Source organism: Iodobacter sp. CM08, from assembly GCF_033446605.1.
Taxonomy (GTDB): domain Bacteria; phylum Pseudomonadota; class Gammaproteobacteria; order Burkholderiales; family Chitinibacteraceae; genus Iodobacter.
This window is the reverse complement of sequence record NZ_JAWQUO010000010.1, coordinates 31557-50858: the sequence shown is the minus strand read 5'-3', so window position 1 is coordinate 50858 and position 19302 is coordinate 31557. Positions and strand designations below refer to the sequence as shown.

Sequence of the window (19302 nt, the reverse complement as noted above, 5' to 3'; positions counted from 1 at the left end):
CTGAGCGGCGCTCTAAGGAAAACCTAAGTCTTTAGCGTTGGGTTAACACTAAAGGATCCCCTAGCTCGGCAGCAATATTGTAAAGATCGATCACATCTAATACGCATTGGCTGTGCCCATGAAATTGTAGGGGGATGTTTTGTGTATTGGCAAAGTTTTTAAGGCTCAGTAAAAGCTGGACTCCTGTGCTGTCGATATCACTGACTTCGGATAGATCAATATGAATCTGGCCTTCGGTTTGTAGCAGCTCTATTAGGGTGGATTGAGTCAGTTTTGCGGTGTAAATCGACATTTCTCCACTAATCGTAATCGAGCAAAGCTTGTTGTTCGTACTGTGTGTAATCGGCATAAGGGCATCCTGCTTAGAGCCGGGAGATCAAAACCCGCGAGTAGTGGCGCGTAAGTATGCTTATGTAAGTCATTGCTTAAGGCGTGGTTTTTAAAGTGATTTGTTGGTTTAATCACCCTAGGTTTCCGCTTCGTTTCTAATTCATAGTGCTTAAATAGGTGCAGCCATACGCATTCTTGACGATAATTCGCCCTCTACTGAGCTTGTGGCCAGTTATTTCTGTGCCTTGTGTCAGCTACGCTATGAGTTATTCATAGTCAATATTAAGCAAACTTGAAAGCAATATGCTGCACTGCCCACTATTTGCTGAAGGATAGTCTTCAGTTGGGACTTGTCCCGATGTAATACAAGGTGGGCTTTGCTAGGCTCTCTAGGCTCTGTTGGTATCTGCGTCCTTTCTGTTTTGCGGGTAAATAGTGTGAATTTACGCTGAATTTACCTTTGCTCTCATAGGTTTATCCCTCTTCGGCATTGCCTGAGGCTTGGGGTTGAAGACAGTAACTTCCTCAGAAATGAATCAAATACCTGCAGCGCCTGAATTCGTGTTCGTATCAGGTCTGGGTTTAAAGGAGTTTTTTGTATGTTGATCCGTCCAATTGAGACTGGAGATTTACCCGCGCTATTAAATTTAGCTAAAGACGCTGGGGTGGGGGTAACTACCTTACAAGCCAATCCCGAGCGCTTGTCTACCCGTATTCTGGCCAGCGAAGCGTCTTTAAATGCGGCGGCGCCAGATATTGCAGACGCCAGCTATGTTTTTGTGCTGGAAGATGAAATCAGCGGAAAAATAGTCGGCACTTCTGCCATTGAAGCAGCAGTTGGGATGCATGAAACTTGGTACAACTACCGCGTTGGCCTAAATGTGCATGCCTCCCGTGAGCTGGGTATTTATAAGCAGCTAGCCACCTTATTTTTAAATAGTGATATGACTGGCTCAAGTGAGCTGTGCTCACTATTTTTACTACCCGACTACCGTAAAGACGGCAATGGCAGTTTGTTGTCTAAGGCGCGTTTCTTATTTATGGCGGAGCACGCCGAGCGGTTTTCGCAGCGGATTATTGCTGAAATGCGCGGCATTTCGGATGAGGCGGGTTGCTCGCCATTTTGGGAAAGCTTAGGGCGTCATTTCTTTCGTATGGATTTTGCCCGCGCGGATTTCTTATCTTATGTGGGCAGCAAATCCTTTATTGCGGAGCTGATGCCGCAGCACCCAATCTATACCTGCTTTTTATCCGATGAAGCCCGTGCCTCGATCGCAGAAGTGCACAGTGCAACCCGCCCAGCACGAGCCATGTTGGAGGCGGAAGGCTTTCGCTACCAAGGTTATGTCGATATTTTTGATGCCGGCCCAACGCTGGAGTGCGATTTAAATCAAATTCGCGCGGTGCGGGCTAGTCATTGTTATGCCGCTGAATTAGCCGATGTGGCCGCTGATGGTGGTGTGCCGTACTTGGTTTCTAATCGTCAGCTATTGGGGTTTCGCTGTGTTATTGCTATGGCGCATAAATCCAAGCACAGCTTGCAATTAAGCCAAGCCAGCTTAGATCAATTGGGTATTGCCAATGGAGATAGCGTACGCGCCGTACCGCTTTCTGCTAAGGAGTAGTGCATGCAATTAATCGATGGGCGCTGGTTGGTTGGCAAAGGGGAGGCGTGGACTTCGCGCAATCCTGTTAGTCAGCAAGCCGTTTGGGTGGGCAATGCCGCAACCTTGCATGAGGTCGATGCTGCGGTGGGCGCTGCGCGGGCTGCGTTTGCCTCGTGGCGCGATACGGAGTTGAGTATCCGCATCGTAGTGCTGCGCTGCTTTGCAGATTTACTGCAGTCCAACCTAGATGAATTAGCCGCAACCATCGGTTTAGAAACAGGCAAGCCACGCTGGGAAGCGGCGATGGAAGTGGCCAGCATGGTGGGTAAAATTGATTTTTCTATTCGTGCCTTTGAAGAGCGCACCTATCGTAAAGAATCAACCCAGGGCGATGCCAGTACGGTGTTACGGCACCGCCCGCATGGGGTAGTGGCGGTGCTTGGTCCTTACAATTTTCCTGGGCACTTGCCTAATGGGCATATTGTACCTGCGCTGCTGGCTGGCAATACGGTGGTGTTTAAGCCATCTGAGCTTACCCCAATGACTTCGCAAAAAACGGTTGAGCTATGGCTGGCGGCAGGTTTACCCGCTGGAGTGATTAATTTGCTGCAAGGCGGCCCCAAAACAGGTGCATTGCTTGCGGCGCATACCGGTTTGGATGGCGTGTTTTTTACTGGTAGTGCGGCCACGGGCCATTTATTGCATCAGCAGTTTTCTGGCCGCCCTGATAAAATATTAGCACTTGAAATGAGCGGTAATAACGCTTTGATTGTGGATGAAGTCAGAGATATTCCCGCCGCAATTCATCATGTTATTCAGTCCTCATTTATCTCGGCAGGCCAACGTTGCTCCTGCGCAAGGCGCTTATTTGTGCCTAAGGGCGAATGGGGTGATGCATTTTTAGATCGGCTAGTGCGAGTCAGTGCCGAGCTTAGGGTGGGTGCTTGGGATGCCGAGCCTCCGCCTTTTATGGGGGCAATGATCTCGATGGTGGCGGTTGATAATATGCTGGCAGTGCAAAGCCAACTACTGGCAAAAGGCGGTAAAATGCTTTTAGAAATGCGCCGCTTAGATGCCGCGACTGCGCTGCTTTCTGCTGGATTGATTGATGTAAGCGATGTGGCTGATTTGCCTGATGAAGAGTGTTTTGGCCCCTTATTACAAGTGCAGCGCTATGCTGATTTTGATGAGGCTATTCGCTTGGCTAATCGCAGCCGCTTTGGCTTAGCTGCGGGGCTTTTATCCGATAGCCATGAGCGCTACAAGGTGTTTTGGCGCGAATCCCGCGCAGGCATCGTGAATTGGAATAAACCACTGACGGGCGCATCCAGTGCTGGGCCTTTTGGTGGGATTGGGGCGAGTGGCAATCACCGCCCAAGCGCTTATTACGCAGCAGATTACTGTGCTTATCCTGTTGCTTCTTTAGAATCAGAATTACTTGTTATGCCCGCAAAATTGCCGCCGGGCATGGTCATTGGAAAGGAATAAATACATGTCGACGAGTTTTGAAGCGAATTTTGACGGTTTAGTTGGCCCAACCCACCATTACGGCGGTCATTCTTTTGGCAATGTGGCTTCCACATCCAATGCCAATAAAGCCGCCAATCCGCGTGAGGCGGCTAAGCAAGGTCTCGCCAAAATGAAAGCGCTGGCCGATATGGGTTATAAGCAGGGCGTATTTGTGCCGCAAGAGCGCCCAGCCATTGGCTTACTGCGTGAGCTAGGCTTTGCTGGGGATGATGCAGCGGTATTGGCTGCGGTCGCCAAAACATCGCCAGGCTTGCTGGCCAATGTGTCATCTGCATCCAGTATGTGGACCGCCAATGCTGCAACGGTGAGCCCTTCGGCCGACACCCGCGATGGCCGTGTGCACTTTACGGCGGCAAATTTACAAAATAAATTTCACCGCGCTATTGAGCACGGGCAAACCACGCGCTCGCTTAAAGCGATGTTTAATAATGATGCGGTATTTGCCCATCATGATGCTCTGCCTATGCAGGCGGTGTTTGGCGATGAAGGCGCGGCCAATCACACCCGTTTTTGCCATGACTACGGCAAGCCTGGGGTGGAGTTCTTTGTGTATGGCCGTCAGCATTGGGGGGGTGAAACTGAGCCGCAGAAATTCCCCGCAAGGCAAACGCGTGAAGCGGGGGAGGCGATTGCCCGCTTACATGGCTTAAGCGCTGATAAGCTAGTCTTTGCTCAGCAGAACCCCGCAGTGATCGATGCGGGTGTATTTCATAATGATGTGATTTCGGTGGGCAATCAAAATGTTTTGTTTAGCCACGAAACTGCATTCTTGCGCCAAGCCGCCGTATACGCCGAGCTAGACGCTAAGCTGGGTGGTGGCTTACAAGTGATTGAAGTGCCGTTGGCTCAAGTGAGTGTGGCGGACGCGGTGAAGTCCTACCTATTTAATAGCCAATTATTAGCGCGTGGCGATGGCCGTCAAAACTTAGTTGTGCCTGATGAATGCCGCGCTACGCCAGCGGTTTGGGAATACTTACAAGGGATGTTGGCCAGTAATGGGCCAATTGCTGAATTAATGGTATTCGATTTAAAACAAAGCATGCAAAATGGCGGCGGCCCAGCTTGCTTACGTTTACGCGTGGCTTTGCAAGAGCAAGAGCTGGCGGCAGTGAATCCACATATCTGGATGAACGATCAATTATTTACCCGCCTAAATAACTGGGTGGATCAGCACTACCGTGATCGCCTGACCGAAGCGGATTTGGTTGACCCTCAGTTAATGACTGAAGTGCGCACGGCTTTGGATGAATTAACGCAGATTTTACATTTAGGCTCAATTTACCCTTGTCAGTTAAGCTGATTAATATCACTGATATGCAGCAACAAAATGTAAGGGTGCTACTTGCTGGGCCCTTACATTATATCTAGCTGCAGAAGGGCTTAAGGCTATTGATGTTTGCTAGCGTGAAAAAAACACCAACAAGGCCTAGACTTCATTAAGTTACCAAAGACATAGACCTAAAATGAATCCTTCTTTTTTAGCACAAATCTTGGCAGGAAAAACGTCGATTGCCTTGCCTTATTGCCTACCTAATGGCACCCATGTGCAAGTCATGGACGAGGGCGTCATCCGCTTTGAGCCTAAAGACCCCAGTGATCGGCAATTAGATGTGGTACTAAGCTGTGGGATACACGGCAATGAAACCGCTCCGGTCGAGCTATTAGATCAGTTGGTGAGTCAAATTCTAAGCGGTGAGCTGCGCGTACGCGCCCGCGTACTCTGCATATTTGGCAATGTTGAGGCAATGCGCCAAGGGGTGCGCTGCATTGAGCAGGATATGAATCGCTTATTCTGTCGCAGGCCCGAGGTAGAAGATGGCATGGAGGCGCGCCGCGCTGCAATGCTGGAAATGCAGCTGATGCGGTTTTTTTCTCGCTCTATTCAGGACGGTAAGCCGCGCCTGCATTACGATTTACACACGGCTATTCATGGCTCATTAATTGAAAAGTTTGCCATCTACCCCTTGCCCCCTCATGGGCGTAATTTTGAGCCCTTGCAAGTGGCGCGCTTGGCTGCTGCTGGGGTAGATGCGGTGCTCATGCAATCCACCACCTCCACAACGTTTTCTTTCTTTTCTAGCCAATATTGTGGGGCCGCAGCGTTTACGATCGAGCTGGGCAGAGCCATGCCCTTTGGCCAGAACGCGGTGCTTGATCTAAGTAAAATGCACGCTTATTTAGAAAACATGATCAGTGGGGCGTTACCAGAGTGCGAGGTGGTTCCGGCGCATATCCGCCTGTTTAAAGTTTCGCGCGAGATTATCAAGCAAAGCGATGCATTTACCTTACGCATTGATGCCCATACAGATAACTTTGCCCCATTGCCGCTTGGTACGCTATTGGCCGAAGAGGGGGATATTCAGCATGTGGTAGATGAGGCAGATGCCAGATTGATCTTCCCTAACCCAGATATCAGCATCGGCCAACGCGCCGCTTTGGTCATTGTTCCTGCACAAGGCTATGCGCGGTAATCGGTTTTAAGGCGGCGTTTGATTGTTAGTTATTTTAAAGGCGAAAAGCAGCAAGCTTTTCGCCTTTTTTATTGGCTGTGTATGGGTGTTTCAAGGTATAGGTTGTGCTTTGGGGTTGGATTAGTATAAGTGAATGATAATATTCTGAGTGGATAAGCATCGATGCGATATTTATTACTAACTAGCATGCTGATCTCTTCTGCCGTAGTTTTTGCCGATGAAAGCCCTGATGCGCAGTTAGGTGGCGTGTTATCTGCGGAAAAACCACTCAGTGCCGCAGAATTGCGAAATGCCCCCGCAGCCGCTAGGGCAATGCGCTTAGGTGGTTACACTTACACCTATTTGCGTTGCTATTACCGGCTAAAGGATGAGTTAAGTCAGCCTGCCACAACTTATGCTTGGGCGACGGATCCAAGTAGCGGTGCTTATTACAAGCTCTATGGCAACTGGTGGGCAGATGGCCAATTCCAGTGGAAGAATATGTTTTATAGCGATGTAGCCCAAGAAACCCTAAGCAGCGTGTGTAGACAAACATTAAGTCAGCTGGGCGTTAAAACGCCGGTGGCACTGGTGGCCGCGGCCAATAATGCTCTATCGTTTAATGCCACGGTATGGACTAATGATCAGGCAACGCAAAGTCATACGCTCAATAAAGTCATTGCCTTTGGTGATAGTCTTTCTGATACACAAAATATGTATAACGCCTCAATGTGGAAATTGCCAAATTCAAAAGCGTGGTTTATTGGCCGTTTTAGTAATGACCATGTTTGGGTTGAGTATTTAGCCGACAATTTAAAATTGCCTCTTTATAATTGGGCTATTGGCGGTTCTGCAGCGGATACGCATTTAGTGGTGCCAGGGCTTATTCAACAGGTGCAGTCTTGGACGGAATATATGTCACAAGCGCCAGCATATCGTCCCGAAAATACTTTGTTTACCATGCTTATTGGTGGGAATGATTTATTAAACTATGGCCGTAGTGTCGATCAATTGATTACGGCATAAACCACGGCTTTAGATAAGCTGATTGCAGCGGGCGGCAGCAATATATTGCTACTTAATCTACCCAATATAGCGCGAGTGCCGGTATTTAAAATGCGTAATGACGCGGATAAAGTGGCGGCGCAAGTGATTGATTACAATCAGCGGCTCGCTCTGTTATTAAAAGCGCTGCGGGTTAAACATGGGGCACGTTTAAATATTCAACTCTTTGATACCAATACCATGTTTACTGATTTATTAGATCACCCTAGTAAATACAATGTAAAAAATGCCACGCAATCTTGCTTAAATATTAATTCTACGGCCAGCACCGTATATATGCAGGCACAAAAACCACGCCCAGAATGCTCCAATCCAGATGAATTTGTATTTTGGGATAATATGCACCCCACCACGCATACTCATCGCTTATTGGGCCAGTTTACGAGTGAGTTTGTTAGGAAAAACTTTAGCAATTTACCAATGCTTTAAAATAAAAACGCATAAAAAAACCGCTGCAAATTGATGCTTGCAGCGGTTTTTTATTAACTAAATTCAGACTAATTTTATGCTTGGTTTAGTAAGTGTAAAACATGCGTTGAATTTCTTTGCTGTCTTTGGTTTTAGTCAGCGCCAGCATCAGCAAAATACGGGCTTTTTGCGGGGTAAGAGTATCGGATACGGTGAAGTCGGTTTTATCATCATCGTTTTCGCCGCCGCGAACGGTAGGACCATTGCCTACGCGGGATGAGCGATTAATATGAATGCCTTTTTGGCGTAGTTCGGTAAGGCGTGCCCGCACAGGGGTGGATAAGCTGCCATCACCCGTACCTGCATATACAATCCCTACGTCGCCAGCGGCAGCAAATGCATCAATTGCGAGGGTGTTAGCATTGGCCGAGCCGTAAGCAATATCCACAGCAGGCAGGGTTTCTAGGCGGCTTACATCGAATTCGGTTTCGCTGGTGTGTTTACGCGTGCTGCTACGGTAAAATTTAGCTTGGCCCGATACCATATAACCTAGGCTACCTAGCTCTGGCGCTCTAAAGGTATTGCCAGTCATGGTATTGGTTTTGGTGACATCGCGTGCGCCTTGGATTTCGTCATTTAAAGACACCAATACACCTTGACCTACCGCTTCTTTGCTGCCCGCTAAAGCCACTGCATTATAAAGATTGATAGGGCCATCCGCGCTGATAGCGGTGGCAGGGCGCATTGCACCTACAATCACAACAGGTTTTTTGCTTTTAACCACTAAATTCAAAAAGTAAGCCGTTTCTTCAATGGTGTCGGTGCCATGGGTAATCACAATCCCGTCTACATCGGATTGTTTAAGTACTTCATTCACGCGCTTAGCAAGCTTTAGCCAGTGATCGTTACTCATGTTTTCGCTAGCAATTTGAAAAACCTGCTCGCCTTTGACGTGGGCTACTTTTTGCAATTCAGGCACTGCTTCAATCAAACGCTCTACACCGATTTTTGCGGCGGTATAGCCTACCGTTGTGGTGCTAGTGGCTCCCGTACCCGCAATGGTGCCGCCGGTGGCTAAAATAGTCACTCGAGGAAGTGCATCGGCGGCGCTAGCAGCAAAGGCTGCACACATGAGGGTAAGAGTAAGACCCGTTTTAAGACATTGAGTACGCATGCTATTCCTCCAAGCTGGAGTGTAGTTACTGATAAAACTACACATATCCAATATAAAAACTGAAATTTACAGAGCCACGCTATAACGCGCCGAGAGATAATAAGCGTAGACGGATGGGATTATCAATAGGGATATGTATTAGTTTTTATTTTTAAATGGCTTTTAATTTTCCTTGAAATTCTTCAATTTTCTGATAGCCTTTTTGTTGCATGATTCGTGCTAGCTCTATTTTTAATCGCGCAAAAATATCTACACCTTCTTCATACAATGCCGTACCCACTTGAACAATGCTGGCACCGGCTAATAAGTGCATAAATACATGCTCACCAGTGCTAACACCGCCACAGCCAATAATAGATTTATTAGGACAACGGCGATAAAATGCATTGACATTAGCAAGCGCGGTGGGTAATACATACTCACCACCAATCCCACCAAAGCCTTGCTTAGGCTTAATAAGCACAGTTTCGCTATTAATATCAATCATTAAGCCATTGCCAATTGAATTAATGCAGGTGATAAAAGCGAGCTTATCGTAGCGATTTAATATCTCTGCCACTTCATCAAAATGCGCAATATCAAAATAGGGCGGCAGCTTTACCCCAAAAGGGCGAGCATAGGCAGAACTAATTTCTGCCAAGATGACATCTAAAGCTTCAAAATCATAGCCAATTTGTGCTTTGCCAGGCACATTTGGGCAGGATAGATTGATTTCCACTATGGCAGGCGTGTAGGCATCTTGAATTTGCGCCACCATTGTTAAATTATCGTCTAGCGTTAAGCCCGCAACAGAAAAAAACAAAGGCTTATTTTCATAATCATGCTGTTGAGCATAATCTAAATAATAAAGGTGGCCTTCATTAGGTAAACCCATTGAATTAATACTGCCCATGGTTAAAGTGTGATAACGCGGCTCTGGGTTACCATCTCGGCGTACCAGCGTGCAGCTTTTAGTCACCATTGCGCCCGCTTCACTCTTTGCGAGCGCATTGAGCTGATTCGTTACGTTGCACCAAACGCCTGACGCGTTCATCAACGGCGCAGCTAGGGGGCGTCCAAGGAAAAAAGTTGAGAGGTCGAGCATGGTCGGCTTTTCATAGGAGTTTAAGTCAACTCAATCATAGAAGAGAGCGGGCATTTAAAATGTGCGCGATATCAAGAAATGGGGTAATGCTGCCTTGTTATTTATGCTGGTTTTTACCGCGCCGTGGCCGCAAATCTAAAAGGTAAAAGGAGAGGTTGCATTAATTGTTTGAATTGAAGTCAGCTACGCACTAAATAGCGGGCTATCAATCACTTAGATATATGCTGCGTGTTTAGTTGAATTGCAGTTGTAGCCAGCAATAGCAGTGGGCTTAGATTGCATGTTTAGGTATGAATAATTGTTAATCTACCTCTGTTTATCCGCTATTTGGCGGGTAAAAGCGCCGTGATTATTTAGGTTACTTGCTTTAAATACAGAGAAAGCATGTCAAATAAGCAATGTCTTTATTACTAGCGATGTTTACTGTTTATTTCATACTCATTAAACATAATGGCCGTGATATTGATTTTATTAATTTACCCACATTTGCGTGATCGCAACAATAATGGTGTTTTATTGGTGGCTAAACGTCTGTGTGTCTCAATGCTAAACAAGCTTAGCGGCCAATCGTCTTTAGTAGGCTAAGTACTTGATTAGGCATGGCATTGGCAATTGTGAGCATGGCTGTGCCTGCTTGAATTAAAATTTGCGAGCGCACCAGTGATGCAGTTTCTGCGGCAAAATCTGCATCCATGATGCGGCTACGGGCAGCGCTGGTGGTTTCAATACTGTTATCCAGATAGGCCATCGTAAACCCCATGCGGTTTTGGAATGCGCCAAGTTTAGAGCGCTCGGCATTGAGGGTTTCCATCGCCTGATCGCTTATGCTTAGGGCTTGGATCGCTTTATTGACGCTTGATATATCCAGTTTATCAACAGCGCTTAAGATTGAGTGAATCAAAGCATTGGGCAGAAGTGCGCCATTATTTGCACCGTTATAAATAACGCCATTGCGTGTTTCTAGCGTGCTATCGCTGCTGATGCTAAATGCATGGGAATCACTTAGCCTAACTTGCCCCGCAAAACTAACGCTGCCCGAGCTGGGTATATTTAGTACCGATTCGATTCGGCGCTGAATACTGCCACTAGAGGATAAGGGATCATAATTCCAGATAGAAACGCCGCCACCAAAGCCATTAGTGGCAGCGGCATCACTGGCTAAAACAATATTATTGCCTTCTTCATTGAGTAGTTGTATGCCATATGACGTTTCGCCCGCTGTGGTAGAAAACGCCTGCAGCTGGGCCAGCACGCCGGTTTTAGAGGATTTGGCATTAAAAGCATTAATGGCAGCGGCGTATTCATCGCGATCAATCTGGCCATTTTGATTATCATCGTTGATATTAAAATGAACGGCGGTGAAGGCGCTGGATTTAGATCCCACCATTAAATCGTAGTGGCCAGAGCCAAGGGAAAGCATGGCCTCGGTGCGCGCTGAGGCTTGCACGCCTGCTGCGCTGTGATTAATCTTGGCCGCAATAGTGCTCGCCATATCGGTATTTAGTAAGCTAACTTGTGCGCCATTTATATTGAGCGTGCCAGCGCTTAGAATTGCGCCACTGGCTACATTGACCGTACCCGATGTGCCATCAAAATAACGATCCGTGCCGGTTAAAGCGTGGCTCCAGCTTAAAATACCGCTGCCCGCGCCTGAGCCAAGTAAGTAACTACCATACTGATGGGTGCGTAAGTTTGGCGCATTAATGCTAAGGGTATTGCTCGCATTCGGGCCGATTTGATACGCCGTATTTGAAGCGTTGCCATCAAATAATTTTTGCCCGTTAAATTCACTGGTTTGCGCAATTCGATCTAGCTCGGCTACCAGCTGCATCACTTCTGCATTCATGGCCTGACGATCAGCATTTGAGTTGCTGCCATTTATTGATTGCACGGCCAGCTCGCGGATGCGCTGCAAGATATCAATTTGCTGCGTGATTGCGCCTTCGCCCGTTTGCGCCATAGAAATCGCATCATTGGCATTGCGTCTTGCTTGCGTCATCCCACGTATTTTTGCGCCCATCCGGTCTGCGATGGCTAAGCCTGCCGGGTCATCCATCGCGCTATTAATGCGCAGACCAGAGGATAAACGCTGCAAGGAAGTGAGCAGCGAATTTTGTGATTTTTCGAGGTTGCGCTGCACCATGAGCGCAGCCAAATTGGTGTTGATGGTTTGCAAAGCCAATCCTGAGCATAAGCTTGCTCGAGGTATTTATATCGGTATTATTCTAAATGGCTTTAGCAAATCTTTCTTTTTTAATAAGCAAAGCGGCGGCTTATTTGTTTGGAAAAGCATTGCTGCCATAGCGAAACCGCTGTATCGCAGCATTAACCATGCCGGCTGTATTGTTGCGCTTGTCATACTCGTGGCGCAGAAAAGTGGCGTCATCACCACTGATAATTAATTGATGAATATGCTCTAAAGCAGGGATGCTATTTAATGCAGCGGCATGCGGCTGGATGCGATTTAAGGTATTGCCGATATCCTCCCGCAAGCTAGTTTGCTGATAGGTTTTAGGGTGAACCAGCGTGCCATCTAGACCAAAGCGGCAGGCCTGAAAGCGGTTGTAATTATAAACAAGGTAATCATCTTCTACTGGCGGCGCTTCATATTGCTCGAGTAAATAGCGACAAAGGGCTTGTAAGTAACAAGCAAGTGCGGCGGCTCGCTCCACAGATAGCGGCGTATCACAGACGCGTAACTCTATCGTGCCAAACTCGGGTTTGGGGCGAATATCCCAGTAAAAATCTTTCATACTTTTGACAACGCCAGTTAACGCCATTTTTGCAAAGTATTGTTGTTCAAAGTCTTCCCAGCGCAGCAAAAATGGCGCGCGGCCGCTTAAAGGAAAAGCAAATACAGAATTAAGCCGTGCAGAGTGAAATAGCGTGTCATTGCCTTGCACAAATGGCGAGGAGGCCGATAAAGCAATAAAATGCGGCACATAGCGGCTTAGCGCATGCAGTAGAAACATCGCTTCATCGCCGCTGGTGCAGCCGATATGCACGTGTTGCCCAAAAATAGTGAACTGCTTGGTTAGATAACCGTACAGTTCAGAAACTTCATTGAACCGAGGCTTGTTAAAAATGCGTCGATCAGACCAAAGTTGAAAAGGGTGTGTGCCCCCGCCGCAGACGCCAATATTGAGTTTATCGCCTGCTTTTACTAGCGTATCGCGCATATTTTGTAGCTGTGAGAGCAGCTTTGGGTATTCTGTTTGAATGTCGGTGGAAACCTCGATCATGCTTTCTGTGATTTCTGGCGTAACATTGCCGGGAAAAGGCAGGCGGTTTAATAGCTCCAGTAAATCTGGGCTGGATGCGCTTAAATCAAAATCACTGAGGCTGACGAGTTGTAATTCAAGCTCCACCCCAAGGCTGAGTGATTGCGAGGTATTGAAGGCTTCGAGTGGCATGGTGATTATTCCTTGTTTTTAGGGACTTCATGCGACCAAATCAAGGCCTGCTTGGTGATGATGGGGCCGAAGACTTCTAAAATCAGTGCCGCAGAGGCAAGTGGAATAAGCTGATCTGCCAGATTAATGCCAAGGTGGCGGGTTTGCTCCAGCATCAGAATCACAAAGGCCGACATAGGGCTCATGGCGATGCCAAGCAGCATGCCTTTACGCCAGGAAATCCCGCTAATATGCGCAAAAACACTGATGCCGCACATTTTAGCCAGCATACGCGTGGCAATGATGGCTAAACCTAGGCCCATGCCTGAGATGACATGCTGCCACTGTAAGGTGGAGGCAATGAAGACAAACAGCAGCAAAGAAAGTAAATCACCTAAAGCACCGAAGCCACGTTGCACAGGGTGAAACTCTAGGCGACGATGGCGCACCACTAAGCCAAAAGTCAGGGTGGCTAACACGGCAGAAAGCTTCAGGCTTTCACTGAGTGCAACCAGTAGCACAAGGGCAATCACAAAAGCCAAAGTGTTGTCTTGATTAGGGCATTTAATGCCACGCAAAAGCAAGGGCATAATCAGCCCTAAGCATCCCCCTAGCAAAGCCGATGCGGCTAAAACCAGTAAGCTGCTAGATGCTGCGTGCCAGATATTGCCTGTGGTTTCAAATACCAGTAGCCCAACGACAATCTTAAAAACAAACACGGCTAATACACAATTAAGGGCAGAAAGATGCAATAAGCGCTCGCTGACTTGCCCAGCGCTACGCTGCTCGTTAATCACCCGCACAATGGCCGCAGGAGAGGTGGCCATAGAGAGGGACGCCAGTAGCAGAGCATTGGTAGATGCCACGCCAAAGCCACTAGCCAGAGCATAAACCGCAGCAAAAGTCAGTGTGGCTTCGGTTAGTGAGGTAACGCCTATCCATGGGTTGTGGATGAGCCAGCGCAAATTAATCCGATATCCCGCTTCAAATAATATTAAGCCAAAGGCTACATTGCTCAGCAATAGCACGCTGTTAGATTGCCCGATGGGTAGCAGGCCCGCTTGCGATGAGGCTAATAAAAACCCCACGATGGCGTAACTACTGATACGGGGGATTTTTGCCCAGCGATAGCCGTATTCGCCTGCAAACCAAGCGATAAGCAAGCTGATAGGCCATGCTAGCTCAGATGAAATTAGCGTCAGATCAAACATATTAAGGTCCTGTTTTTGCCGAAAGGCTACATAAAGAAAAAATCTTTACGATCAAGCGGCATTTGATATTCAGTAACCGTAAGGTGAAGATGTGAGCTGATCGGGAAGATTTTTCAGCGTGTATTAAAAACCGCTTAAGTGAGCCATGGGAGAGGTGGCTTACTAGTGGCGAGGCGATTACCTTAAATAGGTAAATAAGATTTAGTAAGTTAATTATTTTTTGTCAGAATTGATTCCTAATTTACATCAATCAATCTTAATAGGATAGATGTTATTGCCTATTTTATATTTGTTTTATAAGGGTAAAAAGTCATGTTTTTTATATTTGCAGATATGCAATTGGCTTGTTTGTAAAAGGGGGAAGATAGTTTGCAGTAGTCATTCTGAGCGATGTCTTGGCGATATCGCCTAAAGCTTAAGCAGTAAACCAAACATTCCTTGCCTTTTGCTCAGGAACCCAGCACCACCACTGGATTCCCTATTCCGACCAAAGCATTCGGGGATAGGCTCTGTACTGATTTGCATAAATTAAAGCAGAGTAAATATGCCATTTACATATTTATTGGCTACTTACTTGGCTGACTCTTTTTTTACATGCAAAAGTGCCGCAATGCTGGCATTTTCTGCAAGTGAAATTTGAAAGTGCTGCTGTAAAAGCTGGCGATATTCTGTGCTGCCATTGATATGGTAAATAGTGCGGTGGCCATGCTTTGTTTGAATGACACAGCCATTTGAGATGGTGTTTCGCCCCTCTAGCGTTGCGATTGAGCAAACTGATTTTTGTGTAAAATGAGAAGCAGGGGACGTTTGCTGATATAGACACATATCAAAAAAATCACTAATGGCATAGGTATTTAAAGTAAATTTATATTGTGGTTTATATTCTTGATTACTCTTTCTTTGCATGACAGTATAAATAATATCGCTGTGCATAATTTGGTAAGCGGCACTTTCATTTGCAGGGCTATGGATGGATAAGGGAATTTGAAATGAATCACCAAAGCCAACATCAGCAATAAATTGTTGACCCTCTAGCGTGATAAGCAGCAATAGGTGATCAAAATCTGGGCCGTAGCTTTTGCCATTGAAAACCTGGGCAGAGATCAGTTGCGCATTAAAGCCAATAGATGAAAGTAGCGCAAAAAATAAATAGTTAAGCTCATAACAAAAACCACCCCTTTTATCTAAAATAACTTTATTAAATAGAGCAGGATGGCTTAGCTCAATGGCAACGCCTAAGTGGATATCTAAGTTTTCAAAAGGAATATGCCGCATATGCGCTTGATGCAGGGCAGTGAGCGTAGCAAGATCTACAGCAATGCTGCCAGAATAATTGATTCGTTGTAGATAGAGCCCAATTTCTTGATCGCTTAGCATCCGCTTTCCTTAGATAGATTCTCTAGGGAACCTCGAAAAACCCATCTGACCTCATAATACTGCGTTGCGCATTAAAAAAATCTCCTTACATATCAAGCATATGCAGCGTCGATTTTTTTAATACGCGCCTTGTCTTATTTAGAAATATAGGTTTTTCGAGGCCCCCTCTAGTAAAAAATACAGCAATGTCTCTTTTTCAATGAAATCGATGTAATTGGATTTCTTAAGGACTGCGTTTAGTATTTGAGCTTATAGTTGGGGTTTTTGCCCGCACTGTGCATTGGTATGGGCAAGCACCTTTGCCTACTCTACAAGTTGGCTTTCAGTGTAAGTATACGCTTGCAGGATGACATTCTGCTTAAAGCAGAATTTGTCGAGCGGGTGAAACCTATGTTTTTTTGCACTGCAGCAACATAAGTGTTTTCCGCTGCCGTAAGACGGGCTAAAAAGACCGATAATGCGACTACCCACAACGGAGACTCTTATGTTTACGCCACCGATGATTATGCCTTTCTTCCCGCCACATCGCATTTTGATGGGGCCTGGGCCTTCTGATATTTATCCTTCCGTGCTGGCAGCACTGTCTAAGCCCACGGTGGGGCATTTAGATCCGTTATTTGTGGGCATGATGGATGAGATTAAAACCCTGCTGCAGTATGCATTTCAAACCAAAAACTCGGTCACGATGGCGGTGTCTGCCCCCGGCTCGGCAGGGATGGAAGCGTGTTTTGTTAATTTGGTAGAACCTGGCGAAACGGTGATTGTTTGCCGCAATGGCGTATTTGGCGAACGGATGCGCCAAAACGTGGAGCGCCTTGGCGCGATTGCCGTGCTGGTAGATAACGCTTGGGGCGAGCCGGTTAATCCAAACCAAGTCGAAGATGCGCTCAAGGCGCATCCAGAAGCCAAATTTCTTGCGTTTGTGCATGCAGAAACCTCGACCGGCGCATTGTCAGATGCCAAAACTTTATGCGCACTGGCAAAACAATACGATTGCCTGACGATTGTAGACGCGGTGACTTCCCTTGGTGGCGTGGAGTTACGCGTGGATGAATGGGGCATTGATGCGGTGTATTCGGGTAGCCAAAAATGCCTATCCTGCGTGCCGGGCCTCTCGCCACTGTCGTTCTCTGATGCTGCCGTGGCTAAATTAAAAGCCCGCAAAACGCCGGTGCAAAGTTGGTTTTTAGACCAAAGCTTGGTGATGGGCTATTGGGGCGATGCAACGGGTGGTGCTAAGCGCAGCTATCATCACACTGCGCCAGTTAATACGCTGTATGCCCTGCATGAATCGCTACGTTTACTGGCGAACGAAGGCTTAGAGCACGCTTGGCAGCGCCATGCCGATATGCATCAGCTGCTGCGACATGGTTTAGAATCTTTGGGCCTAGAGTTTGTAGTGGATAAAGCCCACCGCCTGCCTCAGCTTAATACCGTGCATATCCCTGCAGGCGTGGATGATGCGGCAGTGCGGAAGGCGTTGCTAGAAGATTACAACCTAGAAATTGGCGCTGGTTTGGGTGTGCTGGCGGGTAAAGCATGGCGAGTTGGCTTGATGGGCTACGGCGCTCGGCGCGAAAACATTGCCCTGTGTGTGCACGCTTTAGCAACGGTGCTGCGCTAAGTTTAATTTACCTGCTTGCCCTTAGTAAAACAATGCCGACTCTATACATAGGGTCGGCATTGTTTTTTACTAAGCTTTTGGCGCTTCTGGCACTGCTGTAGATTCTAAATGCTTAACATGCCAATGCTTGGCTACATTGAGCCCCAAGGCACTAGGGTTAAACACCGGATCTTGCTTAAGGCTGAGCTGTTGTTCATAGTCTTTTAGCATGGCCAAGGCCGGTTTTTGCAGTGCAATAATGGCGATAATATTGAGCCAAGCCATCAGCCCAACCCCCATATCGCCCAATCCCCAAGCTAACTCTGCCGTGCGAATGCAGCCATAAAACGAGACACCTAAAATGGCTATTTTTAAGATGAAAAATAGTCCGGCAGAAGGAATTTTACGGGCTAAAAAAGCGATATTGGTTTCGGCAATATAGTAGTAAGCCAAAATGGTGGTAAAGGCAAAAAAGAACAGGGCGATGCCAACAAACATGGAGCCAAAGCCGGGCAGGGCTTGCTCTACCGCTGCCTGAGTAAAATCACTCCCTGCTGTCATCCCTGCTAATCCGGTGAAAATAGCTTGCCCATCGGGAGCCACCACATTGTATTTTCCGGTAATTAAAATCATAAAGGCCGTGGCAGAACATACAAATAGCGTATCGATATACACCGAAAACGCTTGCACCAAGCCTTGCTGGGCTGGGTGTTTTACTTCGGCTGCCGCGGCCGCATGCGGCCCCGTGCCTTGGCCTGCTTCATTTGAATAAATGCCGCGCTTTACACCCCATTGAATGGCCAAGCCTAACATGGCACCCATGCCTGCCTCTGAGCCAAAGGCAGAGCGAATAATTAGCATAAATACTTCAGGTAATTGCTGGATATTGAGCAAAATCACCACAAAGGCAATCAAGATATAGCCCAGCGCCATAAAGGGCACCACCACTTGCGCTACATTGGCAATACGTTTTACCCCGCCAAAAATAATCATCCCAAGTAATAGCACCACGATTGCACCGGTTACCTCAGGGCTTAGGCCAAAGGCTGTTTTTAAGCCTGCCGCAATCCCATTAGCTTGTACGCCGGGCATCAACACTCCGCAAGCAATGACGGTGACACAGGCAAACAGTATGGAATACCACTTCCAGCCCAAGCCTTTTTCAATATAAAAAGCGGGGCCTCCTCGATACTGGCCTTCGTGTTTTTCATGATAAATCTGGCCAAGTACCGATTCGATATAAGCGGTGCTTGCGCCTAAGAAAGCCACCACCCACATCCAGAAAATGGCGCCTGGCCCACCAAAAGAGATGGCAGTGGCAACTCCGGCAATATTGCCGGTACCCACACGCCCAGAAAGCGATAAAGACAGTGCTTGGAATGATGAAACGCCTGCAGCAGACGCCTTGCCATTGAACATCAGGCGAACCATTTCACGAATATGGCGAATTTGCATAAAGCGGGTGCGGATCGAAAAATACAGCCCTACACCAAGGCATAAGTAAATCAGGGCAGGGCTCCAGACCCAGCTATTAATCGCATTAACCCATTCTTGCATGTGTTCTCCTGACGCATTTGGAATGCGAAATATCTGAAAGGAGAACCATTGTTAAGCATAATGTGACACTTTGATTACTGGGGTCTTCCCTTAAGTAGTCCGTTATGCGTAAGAAATATCTCAATGGCATTTAAAATAATATCGTAGGTGGGAAAGTTTGCTGGTGCGGTGCTTTTCGCCATAAATTTACGTTTAAATAGTAATAATTCTTATTACTATTTAAGACCAACATGGTAGTCTCATAAAACTTGATGGTGGGTTGATTCGGCATGAAGTAGTTGCTAGGGATGGGGCTGCAATCCTATCAACTGAAGCAAAATGCTATTTGTAGGGAACAAGCGATACTGAAAAACTCGCGGCTTATACTCGCCCTATGATGCTTCAATATGTGTGTGCGGAAAATCCATGACCAATAGCTAGGTTAATTGGATTGGGGGCGCGTATTTTTTAAATCTTACTTTTATGGGTATGAAACGCCCAAACAGATGGCCAATCGCACTTCCCCTATCAAAAA

13 protein-coding genes and 1 pseudogene are annotated in these 19302 nt (G+C 47.0%); 6 read left to right on the top strand and 8 right to left on the bottom strand.

Annotated elements, in window-relative coordinates; all coding sequences use genetic code 11:
• Positions 1 to 31: 31 nt before the first annotated feature.
• Positions 32 to 349 carry a lipid asymmetry maintenance protein MlaB gene (locus R6242_RS07235; protein ID WP_293934294.1) on the bottom strand — a complete coding sequence of 106 codons (318 nt, stop codon included), beginning with the start codon at positions 347 to 349 and terminating at the stop codon, positions 32 to 34.
• Positions 350 to 929: 580 nt separating this feature from the next.
• On the opposite strand from R6242_RS07235, the gene astA reads away from it, so the two are divergent.
• From astA to R6242_RS07210, 5 genes and pseudogenes are all read left to right on the top strand, one after another.
• Positions 930 to 1955 carry an arginine N-succinyltransferase gene (gene astA, locus R6242_RS07230; RefSeq protein WP_293934291.1) on the top strand — a complete coding sequence of 342 codons (1026 nt, stop codon included), beginning with the start codon at positions 930 to 932 and terminating at the stop codon, positions 1953 to 1955.
• Between the two features lie 3 nt (positions 1956 to 1958).
• Positions 1959 to 3425: a succinylglutamate-semialdehyde dehydrogenase gene (gene astD / locus R6242_RS07225; protein ID WP_293934288.1), complete on the top strand. Its 1467-nt coding sequence runs from the start codon at positions 1959 to 1961 to the stop codon at positions 3423 to 3425.
• 4 nt (positions 3426 to 3429) lie between these two features.
• Positions 3430 to 4767: an N-succinylarginine dihydrolase gene (gene astB / locus R6242_RS07220; protein WP_318425583.1), complete on the top strand. Its 1338-nt coding sequence runs from the start codon at positions 3430 to 3432 to the stop codon at positions 4765 to 4767.
• Positions 4768 to 4930: 163 nt separating this feature from the next.
• Complete coding sequence (astE, locus tag R6242_RS07215) at positions 4931 to 5938, top strand: succinylglutamate desuccinylase (protein ID WP_318425580.1); 1008 nt, start codon at positions 4931 to 4933, stop codon at positions 5936 to 5938.
• A 162-nt stretch (positions 5939 to 6100) separates the two neighbouring features.
• Positions 6101 to 7411: pseudogene (locus R6242_RS07210) on the top strand (SGNH/GDSL hydrolase family protein).
• Positions 7412 to 7496: 85 nt separating this feature from the next.
• Here R6242_RS07210 and R6242_RS07205 read toward each other — a convergent pair.
• The 6 genes from R6242_RS07205 to R6242_RS07180 form a co-directional block, all read right to left on the bottom strand.
• Positions 7497 to 8564 (bottom strand): type II asparaginase, encoded by a 1068-nt coding sequence (locus tag R6242_RS07205; protein ID WP_318425578.1) that lies wholly within the window; start codon positions 8562 to 8564, stop codon positions 7497 to 7499.
• Positions 8565 to 8715: 151 nt separating this feature from the next.
• Positions 8716 to 9648 (bottom strand): dihydroorotate oxidase, encoded by a 933-nt coding sequence (locus R6242_RS07200; protein ID WP_318425576.1) that lies wholly within the window; start codon positions 9646 to 9648, stop codon positions 8716 to 8718.
• Between the two features lie 556 nt (positions 9649 to 10204).
• Positions 10205 to 11824: a flagellin gene (locus tag R6242_RS07195; protein WP_318425574.1), complete on the bottom strand. Its 1620-nt coding sequence runs from the start codon at positions 11822 to 11824 to the stop codon at positions 10205 to 10207.
• A 97-nt stretch (positions 11825 to 11921) separates the two neighbouring features.
• Positions 11922 to 13061, bottom strand: coding sequence for a YbdK family carboxylate-amine ligase (locus R6242_RS07190; RefSeq protein WP_318425572.1), 1140 nt, complete (start codon positions 13059 to 13061; stop codon positions 11922 to 11924).
• 5 nt (positions 13062 to 13066) lie between these two features.
• A complete protein-coding gene (locus R6242_RS07185; protein WP_318425570.1) occupies positions 13067 to 14251 on the bottom strand; it encodes a cation:proton antiporter in 1185 nt (394 codons plus the stop codon).
• A gap of 570 nt (positions 14252 to 14821) precedes the next feature.
• Positions 14822 to 15628, bottom strand: coding sequence for an arylamine N-acetyltransferase family protein (locus tag R6242_RS07180; RefSeq protein ID WP_318425568.1), 807 nt, complete (start codon positions 15626 to 15628; stop codon positions 14822 to 14824).
• Between the two features lie 484 nt (positions 15629 to 16112).
• Here R6242_RS07180 and R6242_RS07175 point away from each other — a divergent pair, with 484 nt between their 5' ends.
• Positions 16113 to 17252 carry an alanine--glyoxylate aminotransferase family protein gene (locus tag R6242_RS07175; protein ID WP_318425566.1) on the top strand — a complete coding sequence of 380 codons (1140 nt, stop codon included), beginning with the start codon at positions 16113 to 16115 and terminating at the stop codon, positions 17250 to 17252.
• A gap of 69 nt (positions 17253 to 17321) precedes the next feature.
• Here the strand turns inward: R6242_RS07175 and R6242_RS07170 are convergent, their stop codons facing one another.
• Entirely contained in the window at positions 17322 to 18788 is a 1467-nt protein-coding gene (locus R6242_RS07170; RefSeq protein ID WP_318425564.1) for an alanine/glycine:cation symporter family protein, read from the bottom strand.
• Positions 18789 to 19302: the final 514 nt, after the last annotated feature.